Source organism: Enterococcus sp. DIV0174 (assembly GCF_050529065.1).
Lineage (GTDB): Bacteria > Bacillota > Bacilli > Lactobacillales > Enterococcaceae > Enterococcus_B > Enterococcus_B thailandicus.
This window is the reverse complement of record NZ_CP172881.1, coordinates 1,952,225-1,968,815: the sequence shown is the minus strand read 5'-3', so window position 1 is coordinate 1,968,815 and position 16,591 is coordinate 1,952,225. Positions and strand designations below refer to the sequence as shown.

Genomic DNA, 16,591 nt, shown 5'->3' with positions numbered 1-16,591 from the left:
TGATGTGAATGTAAAAAAGAATTCTTTACTTATTTAAGAAAAATAAAAACGTTTTTATTTGGAGGGAGTTATGAAAGAACGAATAACTATTCGTGAAGTTGCTCAAGAAGCGAATGTCTCAATTGCTACTGTTTCAAAAGCATTGAATAATGTTGATGTGGTAACACCAAAAACAAAAGAAAAAGTCCTGACTGCGGCTAAAAAACTGCATTATACACCGAATTTATTTGGTAAAAATCTAAAAGCAAAACACACCAATATGATTGGCTTTTATACGCATACGATTATCGGTCCTTACTTTAGTACCCTGATCGAAGCAATCGTGAAGGAAGCAGAACAGCATCACTATGGTGTGAACGTAATTATTTCTTCTGATAGAAAGGTGCTAAGCTCGCATCTATTAGGAAATATGGTTGATGGGTTTATCGGATTTGAAGATCTGATTGATGATGAAGCACTAGGTACGATTCAGTCAGAAGGAATCAAAGCTGTTTTTATGGATCGAGAAATTGAGGATCAAAGTATCAGTAGTGTGGTCTTTTCTTCTCGAAAGGCTGGAAAATTAGCGACACAGTATTTAATTGAAAAAGGACATCAAAAAATTGGGTTTTTACCCGGACATCCAGGTGTCTATGATAGTGATGAACGTTATTTAGGCTTTGAAGAGACTATGAAGGAAGCTGGATTGACAATTAACGAACAGTGGATTATCCCAGGATTATTTGAAGAAAAAGCTAGTTTTAACAATATGACACAGTACTTAAACATGCAAGAAAAGAACAGCTGGCCTACAGCGTGGATTGCTGGAAATGATTTAAGTGCAATCGGCGTTATCAAAGCAATCGAAGGGTTAGCAATGTCGGTACCAGAAGATTTTAGTGTGGTTGGGTTTGATGATATTGAATTACTTCGTTATTTCAAACCAAAGATATCGACGATTCGGAATCCGATTCGTGAGCAGGGACGTCAAGCAGTTATTGAGCTATTGCATTTGATTGATAATCAAAAAACTGGTGAGAATAAAAGTTTAGACTGCCAGTTGATTGCGGGAGAAACAGCGAAAGAGTTGCGTAACAAACACGAAAGTTAGCGTAATAGATTTAAAAGGAAAAACAACGAGGAGGAAGATCAGTTGGAAGCAAAAGTAAAACCAACACTAAACGTTCGTATCAAGAAGTGGTTTCGAAATTTTGGTCGCCAGTGGCAATTACAATCGATGGCGATTCCAGGTATTGTCTACATGATTATATTCAGCTTTATTCCCATCTATGGCTTAGTGATTGCTTTTAAAAATTATACAGTGATTGATACGATTGAAAGTGCACAATGGGTGGGACTGGAAAACTTTAAAATTATTATGGAAGATAAATATTTCTGGCAATCAGTGGTCAATACGTTAGGAATTAGTGGCTTAAAACTAGCTTTTGGTTTTGTCCTACCGATTATTATTGCGGTGATGATTTATGAATTAAGAGACAGCGTCTTTAAACGGACGATCCAAACGATTTCTTACTTACCACACTTCCTTTCTTGGATTATACTCGGTGGGATGTTGATTACTTGGTTTTCTTCTAACGGAATGATTAATGAACTTTTGAATTTCATTGGTATCCAAGCGAAGCAAAACCATATGTTGGATGCAGGAAAATATTGGTGGATTGCTTCTTTATCTGATGTGTGGAAAGAAGCCGGGTGGGGAACGATTTTGTACCTTGCGACGATGTCACGAATTGATCCCACGTATTATGAAGCAGCAAAAATGGATGGTGCCACTCGAATGCGTCAAATTTGGAGTATCACGATCCCGATGATTCGAAATATTATTTCTTTAAACTTGATCCTTAGTGTAAGCGGTTTATTTAATTCGAATTTAGATCAGACATTGGTTTTAATGAACTCACAAAATCAACCCAAGGCAGAAGTAATCAATTCATATGTTTATCGAGTTGGTTTAATGCAGGGAGATTTTTCTTACGCCACGGCTGTTGGATTAGGTATTTCAATCATTTCAGTTATCTTACTGGTTGCAACGAATATCGTAACTAAGAAATTAAACGATAATCAGTCCGTTTTATAAGAAAGGAGTAAAGACGATGGAAAAAAGAAAATTATCTTTATCAAAACCCAAGAGTAATGTTGTACAAGACAAAGACAGTAAGATCTTTAATTTTGTCAATGTCTTGCTCTTGCTAGTTTTCACAATCATGATTATCGTACCTGTTTGGAATATTGTTGCTTCCTCTTTTGCTTCAAGTGATGCTTTGGCAAAAGGAGATTTTGTCTTTTGGCCTTCGGAAATCTCGATGGATAACTATCGCAAAGTGCTTGGCGATTCCTCTATGTGGCAGGCATTGATTATCTCGATTGGAAAAACGGTTCTTGGTGTGTTAGCACATACGGCTTTTTGTGCAATTATGGCCTATGCTTTGTCTAAGCGCAATTTAAAAGGCCGCAATCTTTACTCGACAATGGGAATTATTACGATGTTTTTCTCAGGGGGAATGATCCCAACCTATTTATTAATCAAATCGTTAGGCCTGTTGAATACTTTTTGGGTTTATATTATCCCAGCGTTGTTGTCATACTATGATGTTATTATTTTAATGAATTTTTTCCGTGATGTACCGACTTCACTAGAAGAGTCAGCAAAAATTGATGGCGCAAGCGATTGGGGCGTTTTCTTAAAAATTTTTGTGCCATTATCAAAGCCAGCACTTGCAACAATTGCCCTCTTTCACGGTGTCTGGCAATGGAATGATTTCATGACAGCAAAACTGTATGTTACGGATAAAGCACTCTATCCATTACAAATGAAACTTTATGAAATCATTACACAATCTCAGGCAGCCTCACAGCAAGGATTGAATGCTGCTGTTGAAATCAGTACTACATCTAAAGGAGTACAGTTGGCAACGATCGTTGTTACGACCGTTCCAATTTTAATCATTTATCCATTGCTACAAAAACATTTTATCTCAGGCATGATGCTTGGGGCAGTCAAAGAATAGGAGGAATAATCAATGTTTGGAGTCTCAAAGAAAAAGGTCGTAGGTATGTTGGCATTAACGAGTACGGTGTTACTAGCTTTAGGTGCTTGTGGTAGCGGCAAAGAGGAAGCATCAGCAGATAAAACAGTAGAACTTCCCTCAATTGAAGATCGCTATACACCAGAGAAAGATACACCTGCTTGGAAGTTAGATAAAAAAGAAGAGGCAACGAAATTAACTTGGTATGTCAATGCCGACTGGTGGAATACTGAATTTGGGAAAGATATGGTGACAAAAAAAGTAAAAGAAGACTTGAATATTGATATTAAATTCATCACAGGTGATGACACAAAATTAAATACTTATTTTGCTGGTGGTGACATGCCAGATATCGTGACTGTCTTTGATTCAAATTCACAAGTAGCTAGAAAAGCCAACTCTTGGGCGCTTCCATTACAAGATCTAGCTGAAAAGTATGATCCATATTTCAATCAAGTGGCACGTCAAGAAACATTAAACTGGTACAAACTCTCAGATGGAAAATCTTATGGCTATCCAGATTATTCAAATGTTCAAGCAGATTTTGACAGTGGTGATATTTTTGCCCGTGATGCGTTCATTATTCGAAAAGATGTCTATGAAGCAATTGGCAAACCAGATTTCACTACACCAGATGGTTTTGTTGCTGGAATGAAGAAAATCAAAGAACAGTTTCCTGAATTGATTCCGTTTGGATTTAATGACTTTGCCAAAGATGGTTCATCCAATGGTTCAATGGATAGTGTGGTTCAAGATATGCTGGGTGTTCCTTATACAGATGGTGATGATTACTACGATCGTAATTTAGACGAAGATTATATCAAATGGGTCAAAGCATTCCGCCAAGTCCATGAAGATGGAAATATCTCGGATGACACGTTTACTGATGATGGTGATAAATTCAAAGAAAAATTACAAACTGGAAAATATGGCGCTGTAATGATTGGTTCATTTGTTAACCAAGGTATCCCGCTGCAAACATTTAAAGCTGCTAATCCTGATTCTGAATACATTGCAGTTGATGGAATTCAAAGCACCAAAGGAAATGATCCAACGTTAACACAGGCAGGTATCTCTGGTTGGATGATCAACTATATTGGTAAAAATTGTCAAGATCCTGCAAAAGCAATCCAATTATTTACTTATTTGCTAAGTGATGAAGGCGAAATGTTAACGAACTTTGGGATTGAAGGCGAAACTTATACCAAAGATGGTGATAAAGTACAATGGACAGATGAAGCAAGAAAAATTCAACAAGAAGATCCAGAAAAGTGGCAATTGGAGTATCGAATGGGTGAATTTATCCAGTTTGGTCATGACCGTTTTAAAGCAATGAACGATGATTCCTACGTTGATGCAGTTAAACAAATGCAACAATGGGGAGAAGGCAAACTAACTTCTCAATTCTTAACGGAAAATATTGGACCAGATGCTGGAAGTCAAGAAGCGCGTGCCTTAAGTGCCATCCAAACAAACTGGAGTACAACATTGGTTGGTATGTTACGTGCCAAAGATGAAAAAGAACTAGATGATTTATTAGCTAAGTACAAAACGTTCCAAGAAGAAAACAAAATCGATGATGTGAATAAAGTTCGTAATGAGAAAATTCAAGAGAATAAAGAAAAATTAGCGATGTAATCTTTAAAAATAAAAAAGAAGTCTTAAATAAAAAAGAGCTTCTCAAAAATGTACGCATCAATTTTCGAGAAGCTCGACTTCTTTTTGAAAAAGGAGTCTGTGAACACCTACGAAATAAACAGAGTTCGTTCAAATAAGCTAGCTGAATGACGGCTAAAAATGTTCAAAGAATCAAAATAAGTGCCATAGTTTTGAATTGAGGCGAAATGACTGAACTACCTTGTGACGAAAAGTTAAAACGCGAGCAACGAAACATTTCTAATCTGTGACCATCTTTTTGATTTGTATGAACAGGATTATTCAGGAGGGAAAAAAATGCAAAAAATTTTTAGTACAGAAGGTAAAATCTACGAAGGAATGCAACGAATTTATCAAGTGCTATTATTGACGATTATTTTTATACTTTCCTGTTTACCAGTACTCACAATTGGTGCGGCGATGGCTAGTGCTTATGGGACTGCTTATAAAATGGTCGATCATAGAGAAGGTGTCTTGTATAAAGAATATGTTCATCAGTTTAAACAAAATTTTGTTCTGGCAACGAAAATGTGGTTGCTGATTTTGGGTGTGAGTAGTGGTGTTTTTTTTCTGTTGCCTTTCATTCAACCGTTATTGATTGGAAATAAAATTGCCTATTATTTAGTAATGTTATTTGTCACATTACTTGTTTTGATGGGATTATATCTGTTTCCGTTAATTGCTCGTTTTGAAAATAATTTAACAGGAACATTGGTCAATGCTTGCATCTTATCACTAAAACATTTACCAAGTAGTATCCTGTTGTTTTTTATAACAATTGGTGGAGGGATAATGCTGCCTCTTTATTTGCCAAGTTTATTATTTGCATGGCTCTTTTTAGGAATCGGCACGATCATTTTTATCAAAGCAAAGTTATTGTTGGGCGTTTTTCATTCGTACGAGAATTTAGAAGAGGGAAGTTGATCATATGTATGTAGGATTTGATATTGGTGGAACGACTGTCAAATATGGTGTTCTAGATGAAGTTGGGAATATTTTAGAAAAATCTGCAATTCCAACAAATTATCAGTTGGCAGACTTTTTGGTTGAGCTAGATACAATCGTGAAAGATGCTCAAAAACGATATGAAAAAATTGAGGGGATTGGTATTAGTGCGCCAGGTATTATCCAAGAAGATGGATACATGCTTACTGCTGGTGCAATTAGACCTTTTTATGGAGCCAATATCAAAATAGAACTGGAACGACTAACTGGCTTGCCTGTTTCTATCGAAAATGATGCGAATGCCGCAGCGATTGCAGAACATTGGATTGGGAATGCACAAGGGCTAGAAAATTATTTATGCATTGTTTTAGGAACAGGTATTGGCGGAGGAATCGTGCTCAATGGGGAAGTTTTTCGAGGCGCTCATGGGATGGCTGGCGAATTTGGGTGGAGTATCATTGATCACTTACCAGCAGAAGGCGATATCGAAGAAGTTTCGTGGAACAAACGAGCAGCAACCGTTGGCGGTCTCTGTTATCAATATAATTTGAGCCAAAAAAAATTAGATGCAGCTGCACCAATGATTTTAGATGCTCGAGAAATTTTTCAAAGAGAGGCAGAAGGAGAAGTGCTGGCAATCAATATAGTAGAACAATTTTTAACAGATCTATCTGTGGGAATGTTGAATCTGATTAGTTTTTTTGATCCAGAACTGATTTTATTTGGTGGAGGAATCAGTTCCAACGAGGAATTTAATCAACGATTTCAAAAACGTTTGGAAGAAGTGATGAATCGTCACGAATCAATTCATTATCTTAAAAACAAAACGATTGCTGCTGTTCGCCCAGCTAAATTGCAAAATGATGCAGGCATGATTGGTGCTGTTTATCAAATTCATCGTCAAGTGACAAAGTGAATAAAGCACTTGATTATTCAAAGAATGTTTGAGAAAAAATAGTTCAAATTACTAAATAGAAAGTAGGCTGGAAAATTATTTTTCAGTCTCTTTTTTTTGTAAAAAAGTGGTCGAAAGGGACAATAAAAAGTTGTTTATGTGTAGATATGATCCCAAGCTTTTGAAAAATGACAGTCTATGGTAAAATTAGCGAGTATGAATAAATTAAGAATAGGTGGATTTTATGAAGAAAATCGTTATCAATGGTGGCCGTTCACTAACAGGTGAAGTAACGATTAGTGGGGCAAAAAATAGTGCTGTGGCATTGATTCCGGCGGCTATTTTAGCAAATTCCCCAGTGATTTTAGAAGGTGTCCCTGATATTCAGGATGTCCATTCATTAATTGAAATTTTAGAAATTATGGGTGCAAAGATTACTTTTTCAAATAACGTATTAGAAATTGATCCAACAGAAATCGTATCTGTGCCAATGCCAAATGGGAAAATCAATAGTTTACGTGCATCGTACTATTTTATGGGAACATTATTAGGAAAATTTGGTGAAGCTGTAGTTGGCTTGCCTGGTGGCTGTTATTTAGGTCCGCGACCAATTGATTTACATGTTAAAGGATTCGAGGCACTAGGCGCACAAGTTACAAATGAACATGGCGCAATGTATTTGCGAACTGAAAATGGCCAAATGCAAGGAAATCGAATTTTTATGGATGTTGTTTCTGTAGGTGCGACAATCAATGTCATGCTTGCGGCAGTAAAAGCAAAAGGCCAAACAATCATTGAAAACGCGGCTCGTGAGCCAGAAATTATTGACGTTGCAACATTATTGAACAACATGGGTGCAAACGTTCGTGGTGCAGGTACGGACATTATCCGTATCGACGGTGTTGATGAATTACATGGTTGTCGTCATTTCATGATTCCTGACCGAATTGAAGCGGGAACGTACTTAGCTCTTGCAGCAGCTGCAGGAGATGGAATAAAAGTAAAAAATGTTATTTATGAGCATCTTGAAAGCTTCATTGCTAAATTACAAGAAATTGGTGTCAAAATGAAAATCAGTGAGGACGAGATTGAAGTCTATCCGGCGACGGAGTTGAAAGCTGTGAATGTGATGACTTATCCATATCCAGGTTTTGCGACAGATTTGCAACAACCATTGACGCCATTATTGTTAATGACATCTGGCACCGCAGAAATCATTGATACGGTCTATGCCAAGCGTGTCAATCATGTACCTGAGCTAGCGCGAATGGGTGCAGACATTTCAGTTGAAGGAAACATGATTATTATAAATGGTCCAAGTAAGTTACATGGGGCAGAAGTTGTGGCATCTGATCTTCGTGCAGGAGCTTGTTTAGTTATTGCTGGGTTGCTAGCAGAAGGAACGACGACAATTTATAATGTCGAATATATTTTACGTGGCTATGATCATATTATTGAAAAGTTGACTGCTTTAGGTGCATCAATTGAAATGATTGAGGAAGTGGAGGCCGAATGAGCGATTATTTGACAATGGCGGAGCTGGAAAATAAAACGTTAAAAGAAATTTACAGTTACGCAAAGGATTTTAAAATTCCTTATTACAGTAAAATGAATAAAAAAGAACTCGCACTCTCTGTCATTCGTGCACAAGCAGAAAAACAAGGATTCTATTATATGGAAGGAATTTTAGATATCGTAGGACAAGATGGGTATGGATTTTTACGTCCAATTAATTATGGTCCCAGTGTAGAAGACATCTATATTTCTGCTTCACAAATTCGCCGTTTTGGTTTGAGAAATGGGGATAAAGTTGCCGGGAAAGCCCGCCCACCGAAAGAATCAGAACGTTATTATGGCTTGATGCATGTTGAAAGTGTCAATGGAAAAGACCCAGAAGAAGCGAAAGAGCGCCCTCATTTTCCAGCACTAACACCTCTTTATCCACAAGAACAGTTAACGTTAGAAACGACTACTAATCGATTATCCACACGAATGATTGACATTTTTTCTCCTGTTGGTTTTGGTCAACGTGGATTAATCGTTGCTCCACCTAAAGCAGGGAAAACAACGGTTTTAAAAGAAATTGCAAATGGTATCACTGAGAATTATCCTGATGTTGAATTGATTGTTTTATTAATTGATGAACGACCAGAAGAAGTGACCGATTTGGAGCGTAGCGTAAAAGGTGATGTGGTGTCTTCAACGTTTGATTTACAACCACAGAATCATACGCGTGTCGCGGAATTAGTTTTAGAACGTGCAATGCGTTTGGTTGAAGATAAGCGAGATGTTGTCATTTTAATGGACAGTATCACGCGACTTGCCAGAGCCTATAACTTAGTTGTTCCGCCAAGTGGTAGAACTTTAAGTGGAGGGATTGATCCAGCTGCGTTGTACAAACCAAAGAAATTTTTTGGAGCGGCACGTAATATCGAAGAAGGCGGGAGCTTAACGATTCTAGCAACTGCTTTAGTCGATACGGGTAGTCGAATGGACGATGTCATTTACGAAGAGTTCAAAGGAACGGGAAATCTTGAACTCCAATTGTCACGTGAATTGGCAGAAAGAAGAATTTTCCCAGCAATCGACATCAAAAAATCAGGAACTCGTAAAGAAGAGTTATTGATTCCAAGTGCGCAATTAGAAGAAATTTGGAAGCTACGGAAAAATATGATTGGTGATTCTTTGGAATACACTGAGCAATTGATTCGTTTCTTACGAAAAACGAAGAACAATCAACAATTTTTTGCGGAGTTTCAAGATGTTTCCTTTGGTAAGAAAAATCAAATGAGAAATCAAAAAAGATAATTGCAACCTTGAATGAAACATGATAAGATGTTACTGTTGTAAATCGACAAATCAACTCTGGTTCAGCAAATGAAGCAGGGCAAAGGAGCGAAAAAACTATGAAAGCAAACATTCATCCAGATTACCATCCAGTAGTATTCATGGATTCAACAACTGGTTTCAAATTCTTGTCAGGTTCAACAAAATCTTCACAAGAAACAGTTGAATGGGAAGACGGTAATACATACCCAGTAATCCGTGTCGAAGTAACTTCTGACTCACATCCATTCTACACTGGACGTCAAAAATTCACACAAGCAGACGGACGTGTGGACCGTTTCAACAAAAAATACGGTCTCAAAGATCAAAACGCTGCAGAATAATCAAATTATTGTTTATGCAATATTTGGCAGGCCTCATCTTCGGATGGGGTCTGTTTTTTTTTGCAGGTTTTTTATACTTGGTTCTCGACATAGCCGAATTAGTTCATTGAAAACAAAGAAAAAATCGCACATAATAAATTAGTTTGAATCTATATTTTGTATTCACATTTCTATAGTTTGTTCATGTACTTATCTCAAAGTAAGCGCTATCATTTTACTGGGATAAAAAAACTATAGGAGGAATCATGGATGAAGTGTTGGTTTAAAAGTGGAGTAGGGCTGTTGTTGGCAATTGGTGTAGTTGGTGTCTCAGGATGTGGCGTCAAAAATCAAGCAGAGTCAAATTCGATTGACTATCAAGAAACGGAAGAAGCAAAAGTTGATCGAGGGATGGCTAATCAGCCAGAATCTTCTTATTGGTTTCCAGAAGAGTTATTGCAATGGGACTTTTCAAAAGACGAAGATGCAAAATACAATGTTAGTGCTGTACCATTGGCACAACGGGTAGATAAAACAAAGTTGATTCCTTCAAATAAAACACAAAATACAGAGATGAAAGTAGTAGCTTTATCCATTATGAACAGTAGTACCAGCGGCAATGCACCACGAGGTGTGAACACTTTTGATGCCAATGTTTTTTCTAACTGGCAATATATCGATCAATTAGTTTACTGGGGGGGTTCATCTGGTGAAGGAATTATTGTTCCACCAAGTCCGGATGTGATTGATGCGGCTCATAAAAATGGTGTGCCAGTGTTAGGAACTGTGTTCTTTCCACAAACTGCGCATGGTGGAAAAATCGAATGGCTAGATACTTTCTTAGAAAAAGATGCTAATGGGACATTTCCTTTAGTCGACAAGCTGATTGAAGTTGCGCAAAGTTACGGGTTTGATGGCTGGTTCATTAACCAAGAAACAGATACAGTTGTGACTAGCTTTGATGAAGCTAAAGAAAACAAAAATGCTCAAATAGCAGATAAAGCTGATGGATTGAACAAAGAACATGCCGATTTAATGCAAGAATTTATCAAAGAATTTAAAGGGAAACAAGCTGATTTAGATATCATGTGGTATGATTCGATGACATCTGAAGGAAAAATGGATTGGCAAAATGCTTTGACCGATCAAAACCAAGCTTATTTAGTAGATGCAGACATGAATCCAGTAGCGGATAGCATGTTTTTGAATTTTTGGTGGAATACGGAGCAATTAGCAAGCAAGGAACTTTTGAAAGCATCTAAGAAAAAAGCAAATGAATTAGGCATTGATCCTTATGATTTATTTGCAGGAATCGATGTTCAAGAAAAAGGTTACGCTACCCCAGTTGATTGGGAGTTATTTGTGGATGATAAAGGTGTCCCTTATACTTCTTTGGGATTATACGTTCCTAGTTGGACGTACAGTTCTGCTAGTGATCCAGATGATTTTCAAAATCGAGAAGAACGTTTTTGGGTCAATGACAAGGGAGATCCAACTCAAAATATCGCCTTAAAAGGGCAAGATTGGCCGGGAGTTTCGACGTATGCGCTGGAGCAAACAGCAATCACTTCTTTGCCTTTTGTAACGAATTTCAATACAGGAAATGGGTATAATTATTTTATCAAAGGCCAAAAGGTATCAAGTCTAGATTGGAATAACCGAAGCATGCAAGATATCATGCCGACTTACCGTTGGATAATGGAGCATGAAAATAACAATGATTTATCAATTAGAATGGATTATGCAGATGCTTTCAATGGAGGTAATTCATTATTGTTTAGAGGAAATATGACAAAAAATGCGGTTAGCCAAGTGAAGCTTTATCGAATGGAAACAACGCTAACAAAAGATTCAGAGATAACTACAACCGCTAAAGCATCAGATGCTACCAAGCTGGAGATTGTCTTGACGTTTGAAGACGGAAGTACAGAAACAGTTGCATCAAGTCAAAAAGTAACAAATGATTGGACAACCTTGAAGTATTCATTAGAAAAATTTGCAGGAAAAACAGTCACATCACTTTCTTATAAAATAACTTCAGAAAAAACAAATGACACTTATGAATTACATTTAGGACAGCTAGCAATGACGGACTCACCTGCTACAGAAAAAATGGCTGTTGCAAATGCTGAAGTGGAAGATGTTGTTTTTGATGAAGAAGAAAGTAATTATGCAGGGATTCGCTTGACATGGGATAGTAAAGACAGTGAAGCAGAACATTATGAAATTTATCGAATAAATAAAGATAATACTCGTTCTTTCCTAGGTGCAACACCTGCGACGACACATTACATCAATGGACTGGAAAGACAAAAGAACGTGCAACAGACAAAATTGGAAATTGTTCCCGTTGATACTCTTGGAAATCGAGGCATGGCATCAGATCCAATCTCTTTTGAATGGCCAGATAATACATTACCAAAAGCAAGTTTTACGGCTTCTAAAACATTGGCGGCTCCCGGGGAACAAATTAGTTTCACAAATACATCTTCTTCCAATACGGACAAAGTAACTTGGGAATTTGAAGGTGGCGATATTGAAACAAGTACCGAAAATAAGCCTGTCGTTACTTATGATAAAGAGGGTGTGTATAAAGTAAAACTGACCGCAGAAAATGAAGAAGGAAAAACACCGATTGAGATGGAAGGTTTGATTACAATCAGTCAAAAAGTCCCTGCCGAATTGGTGTTGCTATCTTTAAATGCGAAAACAGAAGCCTCTTCGTTTACAAATGATTCGGAAGCGCCTGAATTTGCAGTTGATGGGAAACTTGAAACAAAATGGTGTGCAACGGGAACACCTCCCCATGAAATCATTGTCGATTTGGGTAATAGCCAAACAGTCAGTGAAGTTCGATTCGCACATGCAGAGGCTGGTGGCGAAAATGCAGATATGAATACAAAGGCTTATACAATCGAAGTAAGCCAAGATGGAAAAGAGTACAAGAAAGTTTCACGAACAATCAATAATACGGAAAAAAATAGCACCAATACCTTTGCCGTGGAACAAGCACGATATGTGAAAGTAAGTGTGGATAAACCTACACAAGGTTCAGACACAGCAGTGCGAATGTATGAACTGGGTGTTTATGGAATGAAAGATTTATTGAAATAAAAAATTGACAAGAAGATAGGTCAGCCCTATTGCAAAAAAGGAAACAAGTGAATAAAAATTTAGGAGCTGTGACAAAACTCGTGTCACAGCTCTTTCTTTTTCCTTTAATTAGACTTTTTTGTTAATCATCAAAAAAGTCTATCCTTTTTCGGATAATCCAGACAAAAAGTTGGCAGTTTGCCAGTTAAAAGGTACACTTAGAAATAGCGATTATCAAAAGAGTTGCTGACAATCATTAAGAGAAAAAAGGACGTGGTCTGAAATGAAAAAATATCGTGGAGCAATTGTTATCTCGGTAATCATTACCTTGTTACCACTTGTGGCAAGTGCCATTTTTTGGGAAGAAATTCCGAATCAAGTTGCGACACATTTTGATTTGAATTGGCAAGCGAATGGCTGGAGCTCAAAGGGATTTGCGTTGATTGGCTTACCATTTCTTCTGGCAGGCTTACAATTATTGGTTGCCTTTTTCGTGTTAAATGATCCAAAGCAAAAAGTGACAAAACGTTGGATTATCTACAGCGTTTTAGGAATCATTCCGCTGATTGCACTTTTTGTTCAAGCATTGACCATCAGTTATGCTTTAGGCAATCAGGCAACATGGTTGATGAAAATTAGTCCCGCTGCATTTATCGGAATCATCTTTATTGTTTCAGGAGTGATTCTGACCGCTGTTCCGCAAAATTATACAGTGGGTATTCGTTTACCTTGGACGTTGAGCAGTGAACAGAATTGGCTACAAACAAATAGACTGGGTGCCAAAACATTTATTGCAGGCGGTATTTTGATGTTACTCGCAAGTTTTGTTTCATGGGAATTTTTAATGATGCCAATTATCGTGATTGTTATTTTGATTCCAACGATTTATTCATTTTGGCTGCATCGAAAAGGAATTTGATAAAGTGAAAACTAGTAAAAATAGCAGAAAATAGGATGAAAATGAACTATTTTAGGAGATGAAGAAGGATGCATATTGAACATTTAGCTGTTTGGACGAAAGATTTGGAAAAAATGAGAACGTTTTACGAAAAATATTTTCAGGCAACAAGTAGTGAACGCTATCGTAATCCAAAAACACAATTTCAATCTTACTTTTTAAGTTTTGGTTCAGGGAGTCGCTTAGAATTGACAACGAAACCACATCTAGCAAATCGAGTCACAGATCATTTAGGCTATGCACACTTAGCGATGGCGGTAGGGACGAAAGAAGAAGTTGATCGTTTTGCTGATCGATTTGTCCAAGATGGCTATCCTTTACTGAGCGGACCGCGAACGACAGGTGATGGTTATTATGAGGCAGTAATCCAAGATCCAGAAGGAAACTTGATTGAATTAACGACAGATGCGATCGACTAATCAAAGATAAAAAAGGTGGTTAAAGCGAATGGCAAGAGATTTTGATTACGAGCAAATGCTAGCTGGTGAACTTTATAAGGCATCAGGTATTTTTCCAGAAAATCGCTCGATTAATGGACAAAAGCTAGCACAGAAAATCAATCAATTACCAATTGATGAAACGAAAAAAATTGTGGCACTGGAAAAAGAACTTTTTGGTAAAACGGGTGAACATATTTATGTCAATCCACCTCTTCATGTCGATTATGGTCGTCATGTGGAGATTGGCGAAAATTTTTATGCAAATATGGATTGCATCTTTCTAGACGTGAATAAAATAAAAATTGGGGATAATGTCATGGTGGGGCCAAGAGTCAGTTTCTTTACCGCAGGTCACCCAACAGATGCAGAAATCCGCATAACAGATTTAGAATTTGGCTTACCGATTACTGTTGGAAATAATGTTTGGATTGGTGGAAACAGTGTTCTACTACCTGGAATAACGGTTGGAAACAATTCGATTATTGCGGCGGGGTCAGTTGTTACAAAAGACGTACCTGATCATACGATTGTTGGCGGAAACCCAGCAAAAGTGATTCGTAAAGTCAATCAAGCTGATAAAGAAAAATGGCAAAAGCAAATGAAAAAATATCACTTGCGTAAGGAAGAACATCTCAATAAAATGAGTGAGTAAAATAGACAGTAAACCAACTAGACAAAAAACGAGACGAGGAAATGTTCTTTCCTAATCTCGTTTTTTTACTTTATTTAATTGAGCAGTGAGGACACTGGCACATTCTCAAAAATATTTTTCTGCCCCAATCCACATTCTTTTCTCAAACAGATATGAACGATTTTTTAGAAGCTGGATACTTCTTCTACCACTTTCTTTTTCCGTTTGTTTATGAAATAAAGGAAGGTACAAATCAATGGAATGATTCCAGAAACAATGTATAATCCTCTGAATGAAGTGAACGATTTCAAGGTTCCCATAATATAAGGACCAACGCCTAATCCTAAATCTAATCCGATGAAGTAAGTAGATAACGCAATACTGATTCGATGTTCACGAACGATTTTCAAACAAACTGCTTGTCCGTTAGACATAAAGGTTCCATAACCAAGTCCAACTAAGGCTCCTGAAACCAGTAACATGAAACTATTGGTTGTTGCACTAAGTAAAAACAAGCCAGCAGTTAAGAAAAGATAACTAGGATACATAACGTATTGTTCACCTTTTGTATCAAAAATTCGACCCGTCAATGGGCGAGTAAAAGTGATTACCAACGCGTAAACAACAAAGAAAAAAGAACCAGCGCTAACTAAATGAATCACTTGCGTATAAGAAGATAAGAAGGACAGAACACTTGAATAAGATAAGCCCATCAAAAAAGCGATTCCTGTAATAAATAAGGCTTTTTTCTCAATAAAACTATCAACTGTCCATGAAGTCAATTGTTCTTTTTGTTCAGCTGACAAAACAATGTTTTTGACAGGGAAGAACAGACAAGCGATAGTGACTAAGAAAACTAAGACAATCGTGAACCAAATGATGAAATGGAAATCAGTCATGTTTAACAAGATCATTCCTAAAAATGGTCCAATTGCAGCGGCTAAGCTAGTACTCAAACCATAATAATTGATTCCTTCACCTTTTTTATTCATTGGAATATATGCCGTCACGATTGCATTTGTTGCAGTTGAAACTGTTCCATAACCAAAACCATTTAAAAAGCGAACAAGGTAAAGAATTCCGATGGAAGGCATGTAAAGATAAGCGATGGTAGTCAATAGATAAAAAATTGCACCACCTTGTAACGTAATTTTTCGGCCAATCAATTCAAGTTGTTTCCCCATCAATAAACGAGCAAGCAAAGTACCAATAATATAAATGCCAGAAGCAAATCCTGCTTGACTTAAGCTAGCGTGTAAGCTGTCTTGGGCGATAACTGCGATGATGACCATTAATAAGTAATAAACGAGATAAACAATAAAGTTAATAAGTGTGATACCAATAAAATGTTTGTTGAATAATTTGTCTTCCATTTGTTTTGCTAATTCCCCTTAATGTACATATGAATATGCTTTTAGTTTTTCAATTTGAACTTCAACATCGTGATAATTTGATGGATAACGATCGACAAGTTGTTGGATAAATAGATCACGTGTTTCCATAAACAATTGTAAGAATTCTTGACACTCTTCATCTGGCGTTTCTTCAACAGATTTAATCAACTCAATTGAGTTTTGATAAGCATCATTTAGGAAAACTAATGATGCTTTCATATCAAATCTTGTGCGGTACGCTGTTTCTAATCGGTTAATAATAGTGTTCATCCAAAATTGCATTTTTTTGACCTCGATTCAGTAATTTTTTTTACATACGGAGTATAGCGAAGAAAAAAAATGAAGAAAATGAACTTGGTTATACAAAAAGGTACTTAACAAATGTTACTATCATTAGTAAAATA

15 protein-coding genes are annotated in these 16,591 nt (G+C 37.0%); 13 read left to right on the top strand and 2 right to left on the bottom strand.

Annotated features, from left to right (window positions below; all coding sequences use genetic code 11):
• Positions 1-70 precede the first annotated feature (70 nt).
• From IGJ93_RS09360 to IGJ93_RS09300, 13 genes are all read left to right on the top strand, one after another.
• Positions 71-1,090 (top strand): LacI family DNA-binding transcriptional regulator, encoded by a 1,020-nt coding sequence (locus IGJ93_RS09360; RefSeq protein WP_311801685.1) that lies wholly within the window; start codon positions 71-73, stop codon positions 1,088-1,090.
• 126 nt (positions 1,091-1,216) lie between these two features.
• Positions 1,217-2,077 (top strand): ABC transporter permease, encoded by an 861-nt coding sequence (locus IGJ93_RS09355; RefSeq protein WP_197485188.1) that lies wholly within the window; start codon positions 1,217-1,219, stop codon positions 2,075-2,077.
• Between the two features lie 16 nt (positions 2,078-2,093).
• Positions 2,094-3,008 (top strand): carbohydrate ABC transporter permease, encoded by a 915-nt coding sequence (locus tag IGJ93_RS09350; RefSeq protein WP_067480314.1) that lies wholly within the window; start codon positions 2,094-2,096, stop codon positions 3,006-3,008.
• A gap of 12 nt (positions 3,009-3,020) precedes the next feature.
• Positions 3,021-4,664, top strand: a complete 1,644-nt coding sequence (locus IGJ93_RS09345; protein ID WP_067480317.1) for a sugar ABC transporter substrate-binding protein — start codon at positions 3,021-3,023, stop codon at positions 4,662-4,664.
• A gap of 315 nt (positions 4,665-4,979) precedes the next feature.
• Complete coding sequence (locus tag IGJ93_RS09340) at positions 4,980-5,606, top strand: YesL family protein (RefSeq protein ID WP_071869267.1); 627 nt, start codon at positions 4,980-4,982, stop codon at positions 5,604-5,606.
• A gap of 4 nt (positions 5,607-5,610) precedes the next feature.
• Positions 5,611-6,543 carry an ROK family protein gene (locus tag IGJ93_RS09335; protein ID WP_067480322.1) on the top strand — a complete coding sequence of 311 codons (933 nt, stop codon included), beginning with the start codon at positions 5,611-5,613 and terminating at the stop codon, positions 6,541-6,543.
• Positions 6,544-6,766: 223 nt separating this feature from the next.
• Positions 6,767-8,038, top strand: coding sequence for a UDP-N-acetylglucosamine 1-carboxyvinyltransferase (locus IGJ93_RS09330; protein ID WP_086270773.1), 1,272 nt, complete (start codon positions 6,767-6,769; stop codon positions 8,036-8,038).
• Entirely contained in the window at positions 8,035-9,330 is a 1,296-nt protein-coding gene (gene rho / locus IGJ93_RS09325) for a transcription termination factor Rho (RefSeq protein WP_067480328.1), read from the top strand. The genes IGJ93_RS09330 and rho overlap by 4 nt, the downstream gene beginning before the upstream one ends.
• Before the next feature lie 98 nt (positions 9,331-9,428).
• Positions 9,429-9,692: a type B 50S ribosomal protein L31 gene (locus tag IGJ93_RS09320; protein ID WP_067480331.1), complete on the top strand. Its 264-nt coding sequence runs from the start codon at positions 9,429-9,431 to the stop codon at positions 9,690-9,692.
• A 249-nt stretch (positions 9,693-9,941) separates the two neighbouring features.
• Positions 9,942-12,785: an endo-beta-N-acetylglucosaminidase gene (locus IGJ93_RS09315; protein ID WP_071868174.1), complete on the top strand. Its 2,844-nt coding sequence runs from the start codon at positions 9,942-9,944 to the stop codon at positions 12,783-12,785.
• 262 nt (positions 12,786-13,047) lie between these two features.
• Complete coding sequence (locus tag IGJ93_RS09310; protein ID WP_067480337.1) at positions 13,048-13,683, top strand: SdpI family protein; 636 nt, start codon at positions 13,048-13,050, stop codon at positions 13,681-13,683.
• Positions 13,684-13,751: 68 nt separating this feature from the next.
• Positions 13,752-14,141 (top strand): VOC family protein, encoded by a 390-nt coding sequence (locus tag IGJ93_RS09305; RefSeq protein ID WP_067480340.1) that lies wholly within the window; start codon positions 13,752-13,754, stop codon positions 14,139-14,141.
• 28 nt (positions 14,142-14,169) lie between these two features.
• Positions 14,170-14,814: a sugar O-acetyltransferase gene (locus IGJ93_RS09300; protein ID WP_071868176.1), complete on the top strand. Its 645-nt coding sequence runs from the start codon at positions 14,170-14,172 to the stop codon at positions 14,812-14,814.
• A 164-nt stretch (positions 14,815-14,978) separates the two neighbouring features.
• Here the strand turns inward: IGJ93_RS09300 and IGJ93_RS09295 are convergent, their stop codons facing one another.
• Together IGJ93_RS09295 and IGJ93_RS09290 are read right to left on the bottom strand one after the other, a co-directional pair.
• Entirely contained in the window at positions 14,979-16,166 is a 1,188-nt protein-coding gene (locus IGJ93_RS09295; RefSeq protein WP_071868177.1) for an MFS transporter, read from the bottom strand.
• A gap of 18 nt (positions 16,167-16,184) precedes the next feature.
• Complete coding sequence (locus IGJ93_RS09290) at positions 16,185-16,469, bottom strand: hypothetical protein (RefSeq protein WP_067480348.1); 285 nt, start codon at positions 16,467-16,469, stop codon at positions 16,185-16,187.
• Positions 16,470-16,591: the final 122 nt, after the last annotated feature.

Excerpts from the sequence above, each read along its gene's own strand:
- IGJ93_RS09300 (WP_071868176.1), top strand. The coding sequence starts at position 14,170 with ATGGCAAGAGATTTTGATTACGAGCAAATGCTAGCTGGTGAACTTTAT.
- IGJ93_RS09305 (WP_067480340.1), top strand. The coding sequence starts at position 13,752 with ATGCATATTGAACATTTAGCTGTTTGGACGAAAGATTTGGAAAAAATG.
- IGJ93_RS09310 (WP_067480337.1), top strand. The coding sequence starts at position 13,048 with ATGAAAAAATATCGTGGAGCAATTGTTATCTCGGTAATCATTACCTTG.
- rho (WP_067480328.1), top strand. The coding sequence starts at position 8,035 with ATGAGCGATTATTTGACAATGGCGGAGCTGGAAAATAAAACGTTAAAA.
- IGJ93_RS09290 (WP_067480348.1), bottom strand. The coding sequence starts at position 16,469 with ATGCAATTTTGGATGAACACTATTATTAACCGATTAGAAACAGCGTAC.
- IGJ93_RS09315 (WP_071868174.1), top strand. The coding sequence starts at position 9,942 with ATGAAGTGTTGGTTTAAAAGTGGAGTAGGGCTGTTGTTGGCAATTGGT.
- IGJ93_RS09345 (WP_067480317.1), top strand. The coding sequence starts at position 3,021 with ATGTTTGGAGTCTCAAAGAAAAAGGTCGTAGGTATGTTGGCATTAACG.
- IGJ93_RS09330 (WP_086270773.1), top strand. The coding sequence starts at position 6,767 with ATGAAGAAAATCGTTATCAATGGTGGCCGTTCACTAACAGGTGAAGTA.
- IGJ93_RS09320 (WP_067480331.1), top strand. The coding sequence starts at position 9,429 with ATGAAAGCAAACATTCATCCAGATTACCATCCAGTAGTATTCATGGAT.
- IGJ93_RS09355 (WP_197485188.1), top strand. The coding sequence starts at position 1,217 with ATGGCGATTCCAGGTATTGTCTACATGATTATATTCAGCTTTATTCCC.
- IGJ93_RS09340 (WP_071869267.1), top strand. The coding sequence starts at position 4,980 with ATGCAAAAAATTTTTAGTACAGAAGGTAAAATCTACGAAGGAATGCAA.
- IGJ93_RS09335 (WP_067480322.1), top strand. The coding sequence starts at position 5,611 with ATGTATGTAGGATTTGATATTGGTGGAACGACTGTCAAATATGGTGTT.
- IGJ93_RS09350 (WP_067480314.1), top strand. The coding sequence starts at position 2,094 with ATGGAAAAAAGAAAATTATCTTTATCAAAACCCAAGAGTAATGTTGTA.
- IGJ93_RS09360 (WP_311801685.1), top strand. The coding sequence starts at position 71 with ATGAAAGAACGAATAACTATTCGTGAAGTTGCTCAAGAAGCGAATGTC.
- IGJ93_RS09295 (WP_071868177.1), bottom strand. The coding sequence starts at position 16,166 with ATGGAAGACAAATTATTCAACAAACATTTTATTGGTATCACACTTATT.